This is a genomic window from Bradyrhizobium sp. 482_C4_N1_8 (assembly GCF_052075965.1).
GTDB classification, from domain to species: Bacteria; Pseudomonadota; Alphaproteobacteria; order Rhizobiales; family Xanthobacteraceae; genus Bradyrhizobium; species Bradyrhizobium barranii.
Genome location: NZ_CP197231.1, coordinates 5,795,914 through 5,812,461 on the forward strand (window position 1 = coordinate 5,795,914; position 16,548 = coordinate 5,812,461).

The following is a 16,548-nucleotide window of genomic DNA, read 5'->3' on the forward strand; positions in this document are numbered from 1 at the left end:
CAAATACACCCGGCCCTCCGAGGGTTACCCCAAACCTTCTCCAGCGACAAGCCTCAGTGCATCGAGTTGGCGGCGCCATCGTGCAAATGTGAAACGGCTAGTACCTGCTTGGCCAACCGTAGGTCGACGGTCTCATGGCCTTCTCGGAATTTTGCGTGGGTGGACTGCAAGGTCTGCCACGCGCGCTCCTTCAGCTCGGCTGATTCTTCTGCAATGGCCAGGCTGGTCGCGGCCCTGAGCTCCCACGATAAGCTGGCTTGACTGGCGGCGAGTCCGAGCGCCGACAGAAAATACTGTCTGGCAACTTCAAGCCCCTCGTCGTTGTACACGGCCAGTTCGCCTCTGATGCGGCGCAATTCCGCGGCGTACCAGTGGGTCTCGTCAAGATTGATCTTGGCCCGTTCGAAGACGGCAAGCCCCAGCTGCGGATGCCCCGCGACGGCCGTGCATCTTGCGAACTCTGCTTGCAGAAACCAATTGAAGACTCCATATCGCGCCGCGGACAACTTCTCCAAACCTCGGTAGAGCGTCGCAGTAGCTGCATCGCCCTCCCCCCGCCTGACGCCGTAGAGAGCCTGCATGCCGAGGCCGAACCCCTGGTAGCTCTCCACATTGTATTTTCCGGCGTGGTCGACAAGTTCGTTGGCAAGCGATTCGGTCTCGGGATCGTCCGGGCTTGCCAGATAGGTATTGAAGCTTGCCCAAGCCAGCGCCACGCAGAGCGGTACCGCGTGATCCAACTGGCGTGCCTCAGCGATCGACGTCAGTTTGAGGCGTCGCGCCTGATCAGGACAGCCCCGGAGCCAGGTCACATTGGCCAGTACGGCCAGGGCATCTACTTTCCGATCGTAGCCAAACCGGGTGATGAGAGACCGACGGGACGCTTCGTCGTCGCGGTGCAGGGACAACTCAAAGCAAGCTTCAGCCTGTGATATTCGCCCACTGTGGTGGTACGTTACGCCACGCATGTAGTTGGCCATTGCGATCGCGCCACGATTGCCGCTCAAAGCAGCGACATCACCGCATCGATCTGCCAATTCCGTCGCCTCGGCATAATTTGGAAGCCGGATCTGGTGGGCCCAAAGAACAAGCAGGGAATCGAGCTGGCATTCGGTGTCGTCAAGGCACTCGGCCAGAAGGCGCGCTTTTTCCCAGCTTGCGTACGACTCTTCGGTCATGCCATCCGTGAACATCATGCAACTGGCGAGCGCGGACTGAACGATCATTTCTTGGCGCGAGCCGGCACTCGCATTGTCGAGCCGGCCGATGGCCTTCGTCATCCAATCCCGGCATTCGGTAAGAAGGGCCATTGCCATCCAGGTGCTTGCTGAGGCGGCGGCAAGTTCAACGCCAATTTTCGCATCACCTTCGACCGAGAAAGCCCAGTTCAGAGCCGCTCTGACATTGCCGACCTCGACCCCGAGCGCCTGGATCCTCTCAGGAATGTCCATTGAAGCACCCTGTTTGAACAAGTCGCCGAAGTAGAGGGCGTGACGGCGGCGCAAACCGACCTCCTCGGCGCTTTCGGCCAGCCGTTGGGACACAAAGGCATGAGTGGTGTCGAGCAAGCGGAGCCTCGCGCTCTGTCCCTGAGCGGCAATCATCGATTTCGAGCGGAGCTCCCAAATGCAATCCGAGACGTTTGCTTCATCGATCGTTTCGTCAGCGACCACGGCGACCGCTGCTTCGAACGTAAATCCGCCGGCGAAAACACTGAGCCGGCTCAGGACGCGCTTCTCGGTCACGCCAAGCAAGTCGTAGCTCCATTCCAGCGCGGCGTTCAAGGTCTGGTGCTTCGGCAACGCCGTTCTGCGCCCCACCCATGACAGGTTTAGTCGGTCGTCGAGTAAGCTTGCCGCCTTGCTAAGGCCAAATATGTCAACTCTGCCGGCGGCGAGTTCGATTGCCAATGGAATTCCGTCAAGCCGCCGACAGATCCTTGCCGCAATCGGCGCATCCGCATCTGTTAGCTCGAAGTCACCGCGTACGGCCCGCACGCGATCGACCAGCAGTTGGACCGCGGGATATTGCAGCACGTCGTGCGCCGACTTGTTGTCTTCCCCAGGGCATTCGAGCGCGCAGAGTTCGTAGATCTGTTCACCTTCGACTCGCATCGCCTCCCGGCTGGTCGCGAGCAGATGCAGTGTCGGGACACGGCAGATCAGTTCTTCCGCCACGGCCGACGCCTCATCGATAAGGTGTTCGCAACAGTCGAGAATGATGAGTGTTGACCTTCCCTGCAGCCGATCAATCAGGGCTGGTACGACATTGCTCGTTTGTACCGACACGCCTAGTGCTGCCGCTATTGCTGGAGCTACGCGCGAAGCGCCGCCCAGAGCACTCAGGTCGACAAAATAGATCTGGCCATTGAAGGTGGCGCTCATTTCGTGGGCAACCGCCACCGCTACGGTGGTTTTACCAATCCCGCCGGGGCCGACGATCGTAACAAATTTCTGCTCGGCCAGCTTCATCTGGATCGTGGCGAGCGCCTCTCTTCGTCCGAGCATCCGAACCAGGCGCGCAGGCAGTCGGGGCCTCGAAGATGGATTGAGATCCCCCGACATTGGCAGGGAAGCTGACGTTACCGGTACGACGAAGCTGTACCCTCGCCCGGGCACGTTCGCGATATACCGCCGACCGGGGTCACTCCGATTGAGGGCCTTGCGGAGCGCCGAGATATGAACGCGCAGGCTGACTTGTTCAACTCCGCTCTCCGGCCAAACGCGCTCGATCAGGGTTCTCCTGCCGACGACCTTGTTGGCTTGCTCCACCAGGACAATGAGAAGGTCCATGGCGCGCGCGCCAAGCGATACGGTCTCTGCGCCATTCGTTAGAATCCTGCCCCCGATCGACAGCTCGAAAGGGCCGAAGCTCAGCACTTTGCCGCGCTGATCGCTCATGGGATATTCTCGTCCAAGCCGGGTCTTAAGCTGACCTCGTCAGGGATGCCGCGCTCGCGTCGCCAATTGGCCGGGCTCCGGCCAAAAGCGTGCCTGAAGAGCCTACATAGGTGCGCCTGATCGGAAAAGCCAACGTTCAGGGCTATTTCGCTCAGCGAGGCCGCACTGGTCATCATCAGGTGGCAGGCTCGCTCCAGGCGCCTTCGCACCACATAGGCATGCGGCGACTCCCCAACAGCCAGTTTGAACTTCCGGGAAAAGTGCGCCGGGCTTCGACGTGCGACCGCACTGAGATCCCGAATGTGAATGGTACGGTGCAGATTGCTGTCGATGTAAGCTCGCACGCGCAAGATCTGCCAGGCCGCTAGACCGCCCCTTGTGGAGCCGCTAGCGCCCGAACATCGCTCGATCTCCGCTTGCAGGATGTGGGATGCCGTCGCCAGCGACACCCTCGCCGCATCTCGATCACGCTCCAGCTCTCGCCTCGCCGTTTCAAGCAGCGTGGCCAGGCTACTCGCAACCAAGTTGAATTGTTGGTCGGATGCGAGGGAAGATTCTGGGGCGGTAGCCGGAAGTCCTGTCATATTCGTTCCCTCGACGCTTAGCCCGACCGCCCGGATCGGCGAGAGAGTGCAGCAAGGGAAGCCCCTTGGCTTGTTAAGTAACGTTCTGAACAGTTAAATTCGGGCAAATGCTCTTTTGCTGAGCAAACGTTCGATGACGCGAAAGAGTTGTTTATTTTCAACAATATAGCCGCCGATAGCGGCCCTGCGACGGACCTCCTAGCGAAGCGGCGGCTGCGCACTTCGCCGTCCGGGCGCGAGAGGTCACTTATAAAGCACGGTCTTCGAGGATTTTCAGATCGCTGGTCGAATAGGAAAGCGAGTACCGGAAGCCCGACTCGATCCGACGCGGCGCGAGCGAGTGGAGCTCCTCACCGTTCGCATCCGGAAAATTGAGCTCTCCTGTTCCGATCCATGCACCGGCAACGGTGAGATTGTCGGTGACTGACATCGCCAGCTCGTCGACGGCAGGCTTGTCCCGGCGGCCGGCCACTAGGCTCGGAAAGTAGCGCAGCAGGACCGTGGGGCGGCCGAGCAGAGACAATCCGTCTTCGACCGGCTCGCGCAAGGTGACGCACGCTTCCGCAAGACGCTGGCCATGCGCCGAAAGGCTGGCGCCAAACCGGCTGCCTGACGCCATCGGCGCCGCGGCGGGCCCAGGAGCCACAAAGGAGCGTGTCTGAAAGATGCTCCCCGTCTTCTTGGGAAATCCCTGTGTCCAGCCGCGCGCCAGCGCAGCGTCATTGTCGACATAGATGTACGGACACCACATGACCGGGATGTCTACATACATTGCGTCGACCAGGACAAACGCCTCGCGATACTGATAGCGAGCCGGTTCGAGGTATTCGTCGTCCTGGGCGGTGAATTGCCAATCCAGAAACAGCATGACGGCGTGACCGTTTGACTCAGGATCCGGCGAAAGACCATTCGGCAATGTCGCTGCTGTCGCGTCGGGGTCGGTCCAGAATTCGACTCCGACAGCATCGCCAGCGTAGTGCCAGGGTGGCGGCGGGGTGAGAGCGGCCTGGCCGAATGGCGACTTCGGAACTGTAAAGCCCTTCAGCATTCCCGTGTCCTGATGCATCGCTTTCGGCATAGAGGCTACCGGAACCAGCCCCGCTTGATTTGATTGAAATGCGCCGGTTTGTTGATTCCTGCCGCAATCCGGAACACGTCTGTTGGCATCAGCCGGCCGCTACGCTGTCAGGTCTGCCAGAACTTCGATGTCGGTGACGGAATAGGAGAACGAGAACCGATATGCGCGTCCAACCTTGAGCGGACCCAGCATCTCCAATTCCTCTCCGTAGGCCTCCGGAAAATTGAGGTCACCCTCGCCGATCCAGATGTTTGTGACCAGGGAATGATCCGAGATACATCGAACGAGTTCGTCCACAGCCGGCTTGTCGTGCATGCCCGCCGAAAGCCGCGGAAAATACCGCCGCCCCACAATCCGGCGATCGAGAAGCCCGACAAGACGGTCAGCCTTTTCGCGCAAAACGACGCTCGCCCGCACCAGCAAGCGGCCGTGAGCAGACATGCAGGCCGAAAATCTGCTATCATTGGCGAGAGGCGCCGAAGCCATGCTCGCTGCGGCAAAGGTGCGGGTCAGGTGCACAGTGCCGAACTTTCTCGGATAGCCCTGAATCCAGCCTCTCATCAATGCAGCGTCGTTGTCCACATAGCAGTATGGGCACCACGCTATTGGGGTCCCCTTCCACATCGCGTCGAGGAGAACGCTGAACCCGCGGCACTGATATCTGGCCGGGTCCAGATATTCCTCGTTCTGCGCCGTGAACTGATAGTCCGTGAAGAGTGCGACCGAGCGGCCTCGACGTCGCTCATCAAGCTCCACGCCAGAGGGGAATATCTGGACCGATACATCGGGATCATTCCAGAATTCCACCGCGAGCACGTCACCAGCGAAGTGCCAGGGTGGCGGTGGGACCAATGCAGCAATCCCCCGAGGCGACCGAGGAGCCGTAAATCCCTTGAGCATGTCCTCGCCCCGCCAGCAGTCGGTGTCAGGCGCATCATTCCAGGATCGAACACTAGCGCCCGTATCAGGCGCGACGCTTGGACGAACGTGTGACGCCTTGGCGGTTCATGCGCACTCGCGGTTGCTACAGACCGGCCCGAACCGGGCAGATGCATATTGCCCGCTCCCCCACAAGGCCGTTCCAGGACGCGGTGGGCCGCGGCAGGGTCGAAAGCTACAAACGCTGACATTTTGCGACAAGCCCGTGCTCCGACGAGAGCGTATCGGTGTCAGCCTGACGAGGTCGAGTATCGGCCTCGATTGATCAGCACGAGATTCCAGATGAAAACGAAAAGTTCAAACAAGCGGATGCCACGGCGGTCGATATCCCCGGCGTGGGGTGTGTCCCTGTGCCTGCTGCTCGCCACCGCCTGGTCCGCGCCCTCGTTCTCGCAAGGAACACCGGAACAGCGCGCGGCATGCACGCCCGATGTGTTCCGACTTTGCAGTGCGTTCATCCCCAATGCGGACGACATAACGATTTGTCTCAGAGAGCGGAGCTCCGAACTCAGCGATACCTGCAGGCAGGTAATCCAGGTGGATATCCCGCAAATCCCCGGCGCCAGGGACAGCAATAGCACTCGCAAACGCCCCACAAGATAGTCGGCCCGTCACAGCATTACGACGCGATGGGCGCCGTCGAGCGCCTTCCGATCGATGTGGCCGACCAAAGCTGACGAACACGCACTGCGCGAGGACGGCATGCTCGAACGACAGCAGCCATCCCCGCGACGCCCTTCAGCGTTGCATCCTCATGCCCATCGGCATGCTCGACGGCATCATCATGTTCGTGTTCATGTCTGCCACGATCCACATCGTGCCGGCGATCACGACGAATACGATGAGAGCGCCAAAGGCGAGCGCGAGCACGTTGTTGGTGCTCTCCGGCCCGCTGGTGATGTGCAGGAAAAACACCAGGTGAATGCCCATCTGGGCAATGGCGAGGACGGCGAGACCGAGGACTACGCCGCCTGGCCAGAGCAGCGTCGTATTTGCAGCCCAGAATGACGTAGCCGTGAGAAGAACCGCCACAAGCAGGCCGATCGTGTAGACGAGAAGCTCGGATGGAGCCGATGCGTCCATCTCGCGGCTCGGCCTGTCTCCGGGTGCGCGTTCGTGTCGAACCTCGGTCATGAGCTCACTCCCATCAGATAAACCACCGTCAGTACCCCGACCCAAACGATATCGAGGGCGTGCCAGAACAAGGAGAAGCAGAGCAGGCGATGCTGCACCCTCGCGGCGAATCCAAATACCGCAACCTGCACCATCATCACGGTCAGCCAGACCAGTCCGAGCGTAACGTGCAGCCCGTGGCATCCGACCAGCGTGAAGAATGCGGACAGAAACGCACTCCGCTGCGGCCCTGCGCCGATGGCGATCATGCTCAGGAATTCGCGGATCTCGAGAGCAAGGAATATGGCTCCGAGCACGAAGGTGATCAACGCTCCCAAATAGGTCCTGAAATAGCGGCGCGAATTCACGGCCAAGGACATCAGCCCGCAAGTGTAGCTCGAAAAGAGAAGGCAGGCTGTCTCGATCGCGACCGTCGTCTGGTTGAACAGCTGGGCGCCGGTCGGGCCGCCGGCCGTGGAGCGCACGAGGACCGCGTAGCTCGCGAACAGCGCGGCGAACATGATGATGTCGCTCAGCAGGAAGATCCAGAAGCCATAGGCGACCACGATCCTCTTTGGAGCAGGTCCCGCTTCACTCGCACTTGGCAGTGCCTCTTGCGGAATCTGATCGATTGCGACGGCGATATTCATGCTGCAACTCCAGCCTGGTGGGCCTGCACGAACCGGGCGATCTCCTCGGCCGGCACCTCAACTTCGTTGTGTCGGCGGAATGAGAAGGTAAGTAGCGTCGCGAATGCGCCGAACATCCCGACGCCGGCCAGCCACCAGATGTGCCAGATCAGCGCAAAGCCGATGACGACCGCGAAGAAGGCCGTAACAAAGCCGGTGGCGCTGTTCTTCGGCATTTCGACGGGCTCGTAATTACGCGCCGGCGCTGGCTCGTCCCTTGTCGCCAGTGCGCGGCTTTTGCTGCTCCAGAACGCATCCAGTCCGGCGACCTTGGGTTGGAACGCAAAGTTCCATGCCGGCGGCGGGGACGCCGTCGCCCATTCGAGCGTGCGGCCGTTCCAGGGATCACCGGTCACGTCCCGCAATTCTTCGCGATTGCGGATCGACACAACGAGTTGGACGATCTGGCAAGCGACGCCGACCAGGATGATAGCGGTGCCGAATGCCGCCGCTATCAACCACGGCTGCCAGGACAAATTGTCGTAATGTTGCATGCGCCGGGTCATGCCCATCAGGCCGAGCACGTAGAGCGGCATGAAGGCGACATAGAAGCCGACGAACCAGCACCAGAAAGAGGCTCTGCCCCAGCGTTCGTCGAGCTTGAACCCGAACGCCTTGGGAAACCAATAATTGTACCCCGCCATCACTCCGAACACGACGCCGCCAATGGCGACATTGTGGAAGTGCGCGACCAGGAACACGCTGTTGTGCAGCTGGAAGTCGGCCGGGGGCACCGCCATGAGCACACCGGTCATGCCGCCGATGACGAAAGTCACCATGAAGCCAATCGACCACAGCACCGGCACCGAGAAACGAACCCGGCCGCCGTACATCGTGAACAGCCAGTTGAAGATCTTCGCGCCCGTCGGCAAGGCGATGATCATGCTCATGACGCCGAAGAAGCCGTTGACGTTCGCGCTGGCACCCATTGTGAAGAAGTGGTGCAGCCAGACCAGGAAGGAGAGGATACAGATGGCCATCGTCGCGGCGACCATCGAGCGATAGCCGAACAACGGCTTGCCGGAGAAGGTCGCCATCACTTCCGAGAAGACGCCGAACGCCGGCAGGATCAGGATGTAGACTTCGGGGTGCCCCCATACCCAGAACAGGTTGGAGTACAGCATCTGATTGCCCTGGCCTTCGAGCGTGAAGAAGTGAAAGCCGAGATAGCGATCCAGCGCCAGCATCGCGAGCGTCGCGGTCAGGACCGGAAAAGCCGCGACAATGAGCAGGTTGGCGGCAAGCGCGGTCCAGCAGAAGACCGGCATGCGCATATAGCCCATCCCCGGTGCCCGCAATTTGAGGATGGTCGTGACGAAATTTATTCCCGCCAGCAGGGTACCGATACCCGATATCTGCAGAGACCAGAGATAGTAGTCGACGCCGACACCGGGCGAGTATTGCAATTCGCTCAGTGGCGGATACCCCCACCAACCTGCTTTCGAGAACTCGCCGACCGCCAGCGAAATGTTGACCAACAACGCGCCCGAGGCGGTCAGCCAGAAGCTGACGGAATTGAGCGTCGGGAATGCCACATCGCGAACACCGAGTTGCAGCGGTACTGCGAAGTTCATGAGCCCGACCACGAACGGCATTGCCATGAACAAGATCATAATCGTGCCGTGCGCCGAGAAAATCTGATTGAAATGTTCGGGCGGCAGATAACCTTGTGCACCGCCGGCTGCGAGCGCCTGCTGCGCGCGAATCATGATCGCATCGCTGAAGCCGCGCAGCATCATGACGAGCGCCAGTATGCAATACATGGCGCCTATCCGCTTGTGGTCGACCGAGGTGAGCCACTCGCGCCATAGATAGGGCCAAGCTCCCTTCGCCGTGATAAATCCGAGAACGACCAGCACGACCAGGACCATGAAGCCCGTTGCACCCATGATGATCGGCTCATGGAGAGGAATCGCGCTCCAATCGAGCTTTCCGAGGAGATTCATCGCTCTGCCCTCTGCGAGGTTGAACAAACTGATAGAGAAGAGTCTTGATGGGAGTCTTGGGTGCCCATCCCAGCATTTACGATGCTGCTGAACAGATCGGAGACGACGCCACGATAGGTGAACGGCGCGACCGCCTTGCTCGGCTTGACCAGATCGGCGTAAGCTTGCTTATCGAGGATCGAACCGGTTTCGCCGGTCTGCCGAACCCATTGCGCAAATCCACCGTCGGTCACTGCTTCGACCGTGAAGTGCATGTAGGGAAAGCCCTCGCCGCTGAACATGGCGGAGATCCCTGGATAGGTTCCGAGATGGTCCGCCTGCAGGTGGAGGCGGGTCGCCATTCCCGACATGGTGTAGATCTGGCTCCCGAGCTGAGGCACGAAGAAGCTGTTCATGACGCTCGATGAGGTCAGTTCAAAGCTGATCGGCGTCCCCACCGGCACGACCAGCTTGTTGACGCTCGCGATGCCCTGCTCGGGATAGATGAACAGCCATTTCCAGTCGAGCGAGACGACTTCAACGTTGACAGGCTTGACCGTCGAGCTAATCGGCTTGCCCGGATCGAGATCGTGTGCGCCGATCCATGCGACGCCGCCGACCAGGAGCACCGTCATTGCGGGGATGGACCAGACCAGCAGTTCAAGACGTCCGGAATATGTGAAATCCGGCCGATAGCGCGCACGCTCGTTCGATGCACGAAACCAGAAGGCGAAGCCTAGTATCGCAAGGATCACTGGGATCACGATCGCAAGCATGATGCCGAGCGCGTTAAACAGAATTTGCCGCTCGGCCAGCGCGATCGGCCCTTTCGGATCGAGCACGCCTTCGGTGCAGCCGCCGAGCATCATGGCCCCGGTCAGGAGGGCTGCCAGTAAGCCGTATCGCATGTTAGAGCTCCCTGGGACTGTTGGTGCGCCATGCGCTCCGGGCGACCTCCGGCAGGCGATCAGCATGCACCGACGTGGCAATGCCCGCATGCGAGGCACGCGTGCGCCGGAATGACTCGCCGCCATGGTCAACCAGGAACGCTGCGAACAACGCGAACAGATAGAAGATGGAGAACACGAACAGCCTGTGGGCGGGACGGCGATCAGGCCCGATGCTTCTGTCCAGCAGAAATGCAAGCATGAGGAAAAGCGCCCCGCAGATCGCAACGGTGACGCCGTAGATCACGCCTGCGAACCCCAGTGCCCAGGGCAGCTCCGAACCGAGAGCCAGGAGACCGCTGTAGATCAATATCTGCCGTGTTGTGACCGAGCGTCCCGCAACAACCGGCAGCATCGGTACGCCCGCGCCGGCGTAATCCTCGGTGCGGTTGAGTGCCAGCGCCCAGAAATGGGGCGGCGTCCAGAGAAAGATGATGAGGAACAGCGCAAGCGGCTCCAGCCCGATATCGCCTGTTGCCGCGGCCCATCCGATCACCGGCGGCAGCGCGCCGGCAGCGCCGCCGATGACGATGTTCTGCCGCGTGGACCGCTTCAGCCACGCCGTGTACACCACGACATAAAAGAGGATAGCGCCCGCCAGTAACGCGGCTGCCACGAGGTTCGTCGCCAGGGCGAGAGCCACCACGGAGAACCCGCCAAGAAGGAGTCCAAGGACAAGCGCCGCGAACCGGGAGATCTTGCCGAGCGGAATTGGCCGCATGGCGGTGCGGCTCATGACCGCATCGATATCGGCGTCGTACCACATGTTGAGGACACCGGCGGCTCCGGCTCCCGCTGCAATGGCAAGAACTGCCGCAAGGGTCGTTAGCGGATCAAGGCGAACCGGAGCGGAGCTCAATCCGACGAGCGCGGTGAAGACCGCGAGCATCATCACGCGCGGCTTTGTGAGGGCGACGAAGTCAGACACATTCCAATGGTCAGCCAGCGAATGAGGGGTACGAGCGCGTCTTTCCACAAGCTGGCCAGCAATGGACTTGACGTTCATCTCGCGGCTCCAGGTTCATTCTGAATGCGACCTGTCGTGCTCCGTTCGAACAGCGACAGTGCGTGCGTTCAGTATGTCTGCCCAGCGGTGGCCGCGATTGAATATGGCTGCTCGATTGGAGCCAATCCTGCTCAAAACAATTGGCTGGGCGTCTGGTCGCGCCTGCATCTTTCGTGAACGCACGATTCAAAGTGATCTGAGCACTTTTCAACAAGCGCTTTGCGCCAATTCTTCCTAGAGCAGCCCTATATCTGTGACGCTCGATCCCTGGTTTGAACATCGGCGAAATTCGTTCCGTTTGCGTGGAAACGTTCGCCGAGCCTACGGAGAACTATCGATGAAGATGCCTTTGCTCTGGACGATTGCAGCTGTTTGCCTGATGGCCCCGGCCGCGCAGGCACGATCCGCCTATGACGGCTCCTGGGATCTCGTCTTCGTGACGCAAGGCGGCGCATGCGATCCCAGCTACAACTTCACCGTCAATATTTCCGACGGAATAGTCACGCATCCCAATCTCGTGAAATTCAGGGGCTACGTCGCGAAATCCGGTTCGGTCCGCGCTTCGGTAGAGGTTCACGACAAATTCGCGTCCGGCACGGGCAGACTTTCCGGGAACTCGGGTCGCGGAAGGTGGAGCGGCTATTCGGGAAGCTCACGATGCTCGGGCTACTGGACCGCGCAACGCAATTGACCGAGCGAAAGCCGGAGAGCTCGCGCGCCGAACCGCCGTCTTGCGAAACGGCGCTGAGCACGACCGTGCTGGCGGCCGCTCTTCTGTTTGCTCACGGTCAGACCACGGAACGGACGGTTGTCGCTGCCACGCGTCTTGGGCGCGCGCTCGGCGTCGCGGTGAAGGTGCTCCCGCAATGGGACGAACTGATCATCGAATTGGATGGCTCGCGCGTCTCGCAAGCTGTGCCCGCCAGGCCGCTCGGCGTCGACATGGGCAGGGTACTCGCCGTTACGACGGTGATAGATCAGATCTGCGACGGCACATTGCCGGCCGGTGCCGCGCAATCCGCACTTGAGTCGGCCGGTCGTCTACCGCCCGCTTCCACGCCACGCTTCACCTTGTTCGCAGCCGTTGGTGCGGCCTCGCTTGGCGTCATCTTCGGCGCGCTCGATGCGATGAGCCTGCTCCTGATCGCAATGAGCGCAGCCGCCGGCGCGCTCATCAGGCGCAGGCTGTCCGGCTTCAGCCATAACCCGCTCCTCCAGCCACTTTGCGCCGCGCTGGTCGCCGGTGCTGTAGCTGCTGTTGCCAGCCGATTTCGACTGTCGGATGCAATTGCGCTGGTCGCCTTCTGTCCCTGCATGGTGCTTGTCCCCGGTCCGCATATCCTCAACGGTGCCATGGACCTCGCTCGCACGCGCATCGCACTGGGCATGACCCGCCTGGCCTATGCCGGCATCATCGTGCTGCTGATCTGCGCCGGCGGTCTGTTCGGGTACACGGCCGCCGGCGGGCAACTCGCGATAGCCGGGCCATCTCCGCCCCTGCCGTTGATCATCGATGTGATCGCAGCAGGATGCGCAGTCGCCTCATTCGGTACTTTCTTCTCAATGCCATCGCGTCTGCTGCCTTTCCCGATTGCAGTCGGCATGCTTGCACATGCCGCACACTGGGCGGTGATCTCCGCCGGCGGAAGTGCTCCGGCCGGAACACTCGTCGCCTGCATGTTTGCCAGCGCCCTCACGGCTCCCGTGGTCGATCGCCTGCATCTGCCCTTCGCGGCGGTCGCGTTCTCCGCCGTTGTCTCGTTGATGCCTGGTTTCTTCCTGTTCAACACTGCGACGGGCCTCGTCGAACTGGTCTCAATCGGCCCGGGCGCACCGGCGGCTCTGGTCACCAGTATCGCTGCGAGCAGTGCCACGGCGCTTTTGATCATCACGGCGATGGCCTTCGGGCTGATCCTCCCGCGCATGCTGTACGAGCGGCTCAGACCCTTCCCCGGATGATCAGGCACGGTCGTTCAATGCACCGCAGCGCCATCCAAGATTAATCCGGAGCTCCGCTGTATCTGACCCTGGGGGGGGCGGCTGGCCCTGGAGAGTCGGTGTACCCATGACGACAATTCTCACCAAATCGTTCCCGCAAGAAAAGCCGCCGTCGACAAAGGCGGCCCCAGGCAAAAAAAGCGTCCTGATCGTCGGCGGTGGCTTTGCCGGTATCGCGGCGGCACGGGCTCTGAAGCGAGCCGATGTCGAGATCACGCTGGTCGACCGCCGCAATCACCATATCTTTCAGCCGCTCCTGTACCAGGTCGCCACCGCTGTTCTGGCGCCATCCGAGATCGCGGCACCGATCCGGCAACTCGAGGCAAAGCAGAAAAATCTCAGCGTCATGCTGGCCGAGGTCAAGGGCGTCAACCTGGGAGCACGCACCGTCGAGGCCATCTGCCCGGAGATTGGCAGTCGAAAGCTCGAGTACGATTTCCTGGTGATCGCGACCGGAATGCGTCCGAGCTATTTCGGTCATGACGAGTTCGCGCGGTTCGCACCGGGCCTCAAGAGCCTGAGCGACGCCGAAACGATCCGGACCAAGATCTTGAGCGCATTTGAACTGGCTGAAGCAACCGATGACGAGAACGAGCGCGCTCGCCAAATGACCTTCGTTCTGGTGGGCGCCGGTCCGACCGGCGTCGAGCTTGCCGCTTCGATCGCTCAACTGGTCTCGGTGACCCTGCGTAACAATTTCCGCAAGATCGACCCCGCCAAGAGCCGGATTGTTCTGCTGGATGGCGGCACTCGCATCCTGCCGACCTTTGCGGAATCGCTGTCGCGAAAGGCGGCCAAGCGACTGACGAAACTCGGAGTCGAGGTCTCGACGGGCGTAAAGGTCGAGAAGGTTGACGATCAGGGCGTGATCGCGGCCGGCGTCCGCATTCCCAGCGCCACCGTACTTTGGACGGCAGGCGTCAGCGCTTCCCCGGTCGTGAAGATGCTGGCGACCCGGACAGACCGCGCCGGGCGCGCATTCGTGGGCGCCTTCATGGACATTCCCGATGCGCCCAACGTCTTTGTTGCAGGGGATGCGGCCACGATGACCCAGGATGGTCACCCCGTCCCCGGGGTCGCGCAGGCAGCCATTCAGCAGGGACGATTTGTCGGTCAGGTCATCGCCAGCCGCGTCAAGGGACACAAGGATGGCCGACCGTTTCGGTATCGCGACAAGGGCAACATGGCGGTGGTCGGCAAGAATTTTGCGATTCTCGAGTCCGGCCATTTGCGCAGCAGCGGCTTTTTGACCTGGTGGGTGTGGGCCGCGTTGCATGTGCTCGCCCTGCCGCAACTCCAGAACAGGTTTCGAGTCCAGACCCAGTGGTTCTGGTCGTATCTGTCGGGGCAAAGGAGCTCACGGCTGATTTCCGAGGGACCGAGATCGTCCTCGTCATAGTTGCGGCCAATCAAGACCTTGCAAGCATTCCCGGAAATTCGTTAAGGACTGCACCTGTGGACGCTTCCATCATATCCGCGCTCGCCGCTCTCACCGGTGCAGCCGTGGGCGGCCTGACAAGCGGAATAGCCAATTGGCGGAGCCAGCGAAGCCAGGTCCGCGCGCAGTGGGTCCTTCACGAGGAGACTCGGCGGCAGACCCTGTACAGGGATTTCATCGAGGACGCCGCCAAATGTTACATCGATGCGCTCCAGCACGATAAAGCCGACATTCCGAGCCTGGTCAGCCTTTACGCCAAGATGAGCGCGATGCGGGCGATATCTTCAAAGCCGGTGGTCCATCATGCCGAGGACGTCACCCGAAAAATCCTGGACACCTATCTGGAGCCGGACAAGAGCTTTGTCCAACTGCGCGAAATGGCCATCGATGGCACGATCGATCTGCTGCATGACTTCAGCCGCGCGTGCCGCGACGAATTCGAGCAAATGCGGCCGATCCATTTTTGAGCGCGACGCTGCGATTTCAGCCCGCTCTTGCCGCGAGGGGGCAGACGCGCTGCCCCCGAGATCGGATCATTTGGGCCGAACCGTCTCGGCCCAATTGGCGAACGCCTGCATGAACGCCCGGAGGAATTTGCTGGTGCCGTCGCCAGCGAGCTTGCCGTGCTCATCGAACAGCTTGTCGACATGCCCGAGATAGGCCTCAGGCTGCTGCAGGGTCGGCACGTTCAGAAACACGAGCGATTGCCTGAGATGATGATTGGCGCCGAAGCCTCCGATCGCCCCGGGCGAGCCGCTGACGATCGCACCCGGCTTGCGGTCCCAGACGCTGCGTCCATACGGCCTGGAACCGACATCCAGCGCGTTCTTGAGCACGGCAGGCACTGACCGGTTATATTCCGGCGTGACGAACAGAACGGCGTCGGCGGCCTTCATGCGCTGGCGGAACGCGGTCCATTGCGCGGGCGGAGCTGCGGTATCGAGATCTTCATTGTAAAATGGCAATCCTCCGATCTCGACGATGTCGAGCCTCATCGAGGACGGCGCCAGCGAGATCAGTGCATTCGCCAGCATCCCGTTGAACGAAGCCTTCCGCAGGCTTCCAACCAATACGCATACGTACATCGGCTTTTCCTTGGTCATGCAGTCGCTTGAGACTTGATGTTTCGCGTGAAGTCGGGCTTGCGCCTTTCCACGAAAGCCGTGAACGCTTCCCTTGCATCTTCGGAGCGGACTTGCGTGCTGAATTCTTCGTTCTCGGCCTTCATCGCGGCCTTGATCTGCTCGCGAAATGGCTGCTTCATGAGCCGCTTGCTGGCCTGTAACGCAGCCGCGGGCTTCGCTGCCAACTTCCGGGCCGTGTCGGTTGCCTTCGCCCGGAGATCGTTGTCGGGGACAACTTCGGTCACCAGTCCCAGCTCCGCCGCACGCCGGGCATCGAATGGAGATCCCATCAAGATCAGCTCGGCTGCACGGACGTGACCGATCCGCGCCGGCACTGAGCAGCTCGATCCGAACTCCGGAACGAGCGCCAGATTGATGAAGGGCATCTGGAATTTTGCGCTCTCGCCCGCGTAGATGAAGTCGCAGTGCGTCAGCATGGTCGTGCCGCCGCCGATCGCAGCGCCGTGGACTGCCGCGACCAGTGGCTTGTCGAAGTCAACCAGTGCATGCATGAGGCCCGCTTGTGGCGATTCACCCGGTCCTGGAGGATTCTTGAGAAAGTCATCGATGTCATTGCCGGCGCAGAACGAATCTCCCGCGCCATGCCAGAGAATGACACGCGTACCCTCGTCATTCGCCGCCGCGTTGAAGATATCAGCGAGAGCCACGTACATGGCCGATGTCATCGCGTTCCGCTTTGTCGGGCGGTTCAACTGGATACGCAAGATGCCCGCGGCATGTTCGGTCACGATCTCATCCATGGTCGAACTCCTGAACCCTTTGCTGAGTTTGACCGCAACGCAGGGT

At 60.9% G+C, this 16,548-nt stretch carries 14 protein-coding genes; 3 read left to right on the forward strand and 11 right to left on the reverse strand.

The features are described 5' to 3' along the window. Nucleotides 1–53 precede the first annotated feature (53 nt). The 9 genes from AB7Z56_RS28020 to AB7Z56_RS28060 form a co-directional block, all read right to left on the reverse strand. Nucleotides 54–2,900: an ATP-binding protein gene (locus AB7Z56_RS28020; protein ID WP_441256599.1), complete on the reverse strand. Its 2,847-nt coding sequence runs from the start codon at nt 2,898–2,900 to the stop codon at nt 54–56. Continuing rightward, nucleotides 2,897–3,484, reverse strand: a complete 588-nt coding sequence (locus AB7Z56_RS28025) for a helix-turn-helix domain-containing protein (protein ID WP_063984094.1) — start codon at nt 3,482–3,484, stop codon at nt 2,897–2,899. Before AB7Z56_RS28025 ends, AB7Z56_RS28020 begins: the two co-directional genes overlap by 4 nt. Before the next feature lie 247 nt (nt 3,485–3,731). Continuing rightward, nucleotides 3,732–4,532: an acetoacetate decarboxylase family protein gene (locus AB7Z56_RS28030; RefSeq protein WP_063986473.1), complete on the reverse strand. Its 801-nt coding sequence runs from the start codon at nt 4,530–4,532 to the stop codon at nt 3,732–3,734. Nucleotides 4,533–4,661: 129 nt separating this feature from the next. Further along, nucleotides 4,662–5,462, reverse strand: a complete 801-nt coding sequence (locus AB7Z56_RS28035; RefSeq protein ID WP_063984095.1) for an acetoacetate decarboxylase family protein — start codon at nt 5,460–5,462, stop codon at nt 4,662–4,664. A gap of 777 nt (nt 5,463–6,239) precedes the next feature. Then, nucleotides 6,240–6,635: a cytochrome o ubiquinol oxidase subunit IV gene (gene cyoD, locus AB7Z56_RS28040; RefSeq protein WP_063984097.1), complete on the reverse strand. Its 396-nt coding sequence runs from the start codon at nt 6,633–6,635 to the stop codon at nt 6,240–6,242. Further along, entirely contained in the window at nt 6,632–7,264 is a 633-nt protein-coding gene (gene cyoC / locus AB7Z56_RS28045; protein ID WP_231144552.1) for a cytochrome o ubiquinol oxidase subunit III, read from the reverse strand. The genes cyoD and cyoC overlap by 4 nt, the downstream gene beginning before the upstream one ends. After that, nucleotides 7,261–9,249: a cytochrome o ubiquinol oxidase subunit I gene (gene cyoB, locus AB7Z56_RS28050; protein WP_441256600.1), complete on the reverse strand. Its 1,989-nt coding sequence runs from the start codon at nt 9,247–9,249 to the stop codon at nt 7,261–7,263. Before cyoB ends, cyoC begins: the two co-directional genes overlap by 4 nt. Further along, the gene (gene cyoA, locus AB7Z56_RS28055; protein ID WP_441256601.1) at nt 9,246–10,226 is read right to left on the reverse strand and encodes a ubiquinol oxidase subunit II; all 981 of its coding nucleotides are present in this window, start codon (nt 10,224–10,226) and stop codon (nt 9,246–9,248) included. Before cyoA ends, cyoB begins: the two co-directional genes overlap by 4 nt. Continuing rightward, the gene (locus AB7Z56_RS28060; RefSeq protein ID WP_441256602.1) at nt 10,138–11,181 is read right to left on the reverse strand and encodes a heme o synthase; all 1,044 of its coding nucleotides are present in this window, start codon (nt 11,179–11,181) and stop codon (nt 10,138–10,140) included. Before AB7Z56_RS28060 ends, cyoA begins: the two co-directional genes overlap by 89 nt. Nucleotides 11,182–11,634: 453 nt before the next feature. On the opposite strand from AB7Z56_RS28060, the gene AB7Z56_RS28065 reads away from it, so the two are divergent. The 3 genes from AB7Z56_RS28065 (at nt 11,635) to AB7Z56_RS28075 (ending at nt 15,084) form a co-directional block, all read left to right on the forward strand. Then, nucleotides 11,635–13,140 carry a threonine/serine ThrE exporter family protein gene (locus AB7Z56_RS28065; RefSeq protein WP_441256603.1) on the forward strand — a complete coding sequence of 502 codons (1,506 nt, stop codon included), beginning with the start codon at nt 11,635–11,637 and terminating at the stop codon, nt 13,138–13,140. Nucleotides 13,141–13,246: 106 nt separating this feature from the next. After that, nucleotides 13,247–14,578, forward strand: a complete 1,332-nt coding sequence (locus tag AB7Z56_RS28070; RefSeq protein ID WP_084795194.1) for an NAD(P)/FAD-dependent oxidoreductase — start codon at nt 13,247–13,249, stop codon at nt 14,576–14,578. Beyond that, nucleotides 14,503–15,084, forward strand: coding sequence for a hypothetical protein (locus tag AB7Z56_RS28075; protein WP_441254216.1), 582 nt, complete (start codon nt 14,503–14,505; stop codon nt 15,082–15,084). The genes AB7Z56_RS28070 and AB7Z56_RS28075 overlap by 76 nt, the downstream gene beginning before the upstream one ends. Nucleotides 15,085–15,150: 66 nt before the next feature. Here the strand turns inward: AB7Z56_RS28075 and AB7Z56_RS28080 are convergent, their stop codons facing one another. Then, nucleotides 15,151–15,720: an NADPH-dependent FMN reductase gene (locus tag AB7Z56_RS28080; RefSeq protein WP_441256604.1), complete on the reverse strand. Its 570-nt coding sequence runs from the start codon at nt 15,718–15,720 to the stop codon at nt 15,151–15,153. Further along, nucleotides 15,717–16,502: an enoyl-CoA hydratase gene (locus AB7Z56_RS28085; protein ID WP_063984103.1), complete on the reverse strand. Its 786-nt coding sequence runs from the start codon at nt 16,500–16,502 to the stop codon at nt 15,717–15,719. The genes AB7Z56_RS28080 and AB7Z56_RS28085 overlap by 4 nt, the downstream gene beginning before the upstream one ends. Nucleotides 16,503–16,548 lie beyond the last annotated feature (46 nt).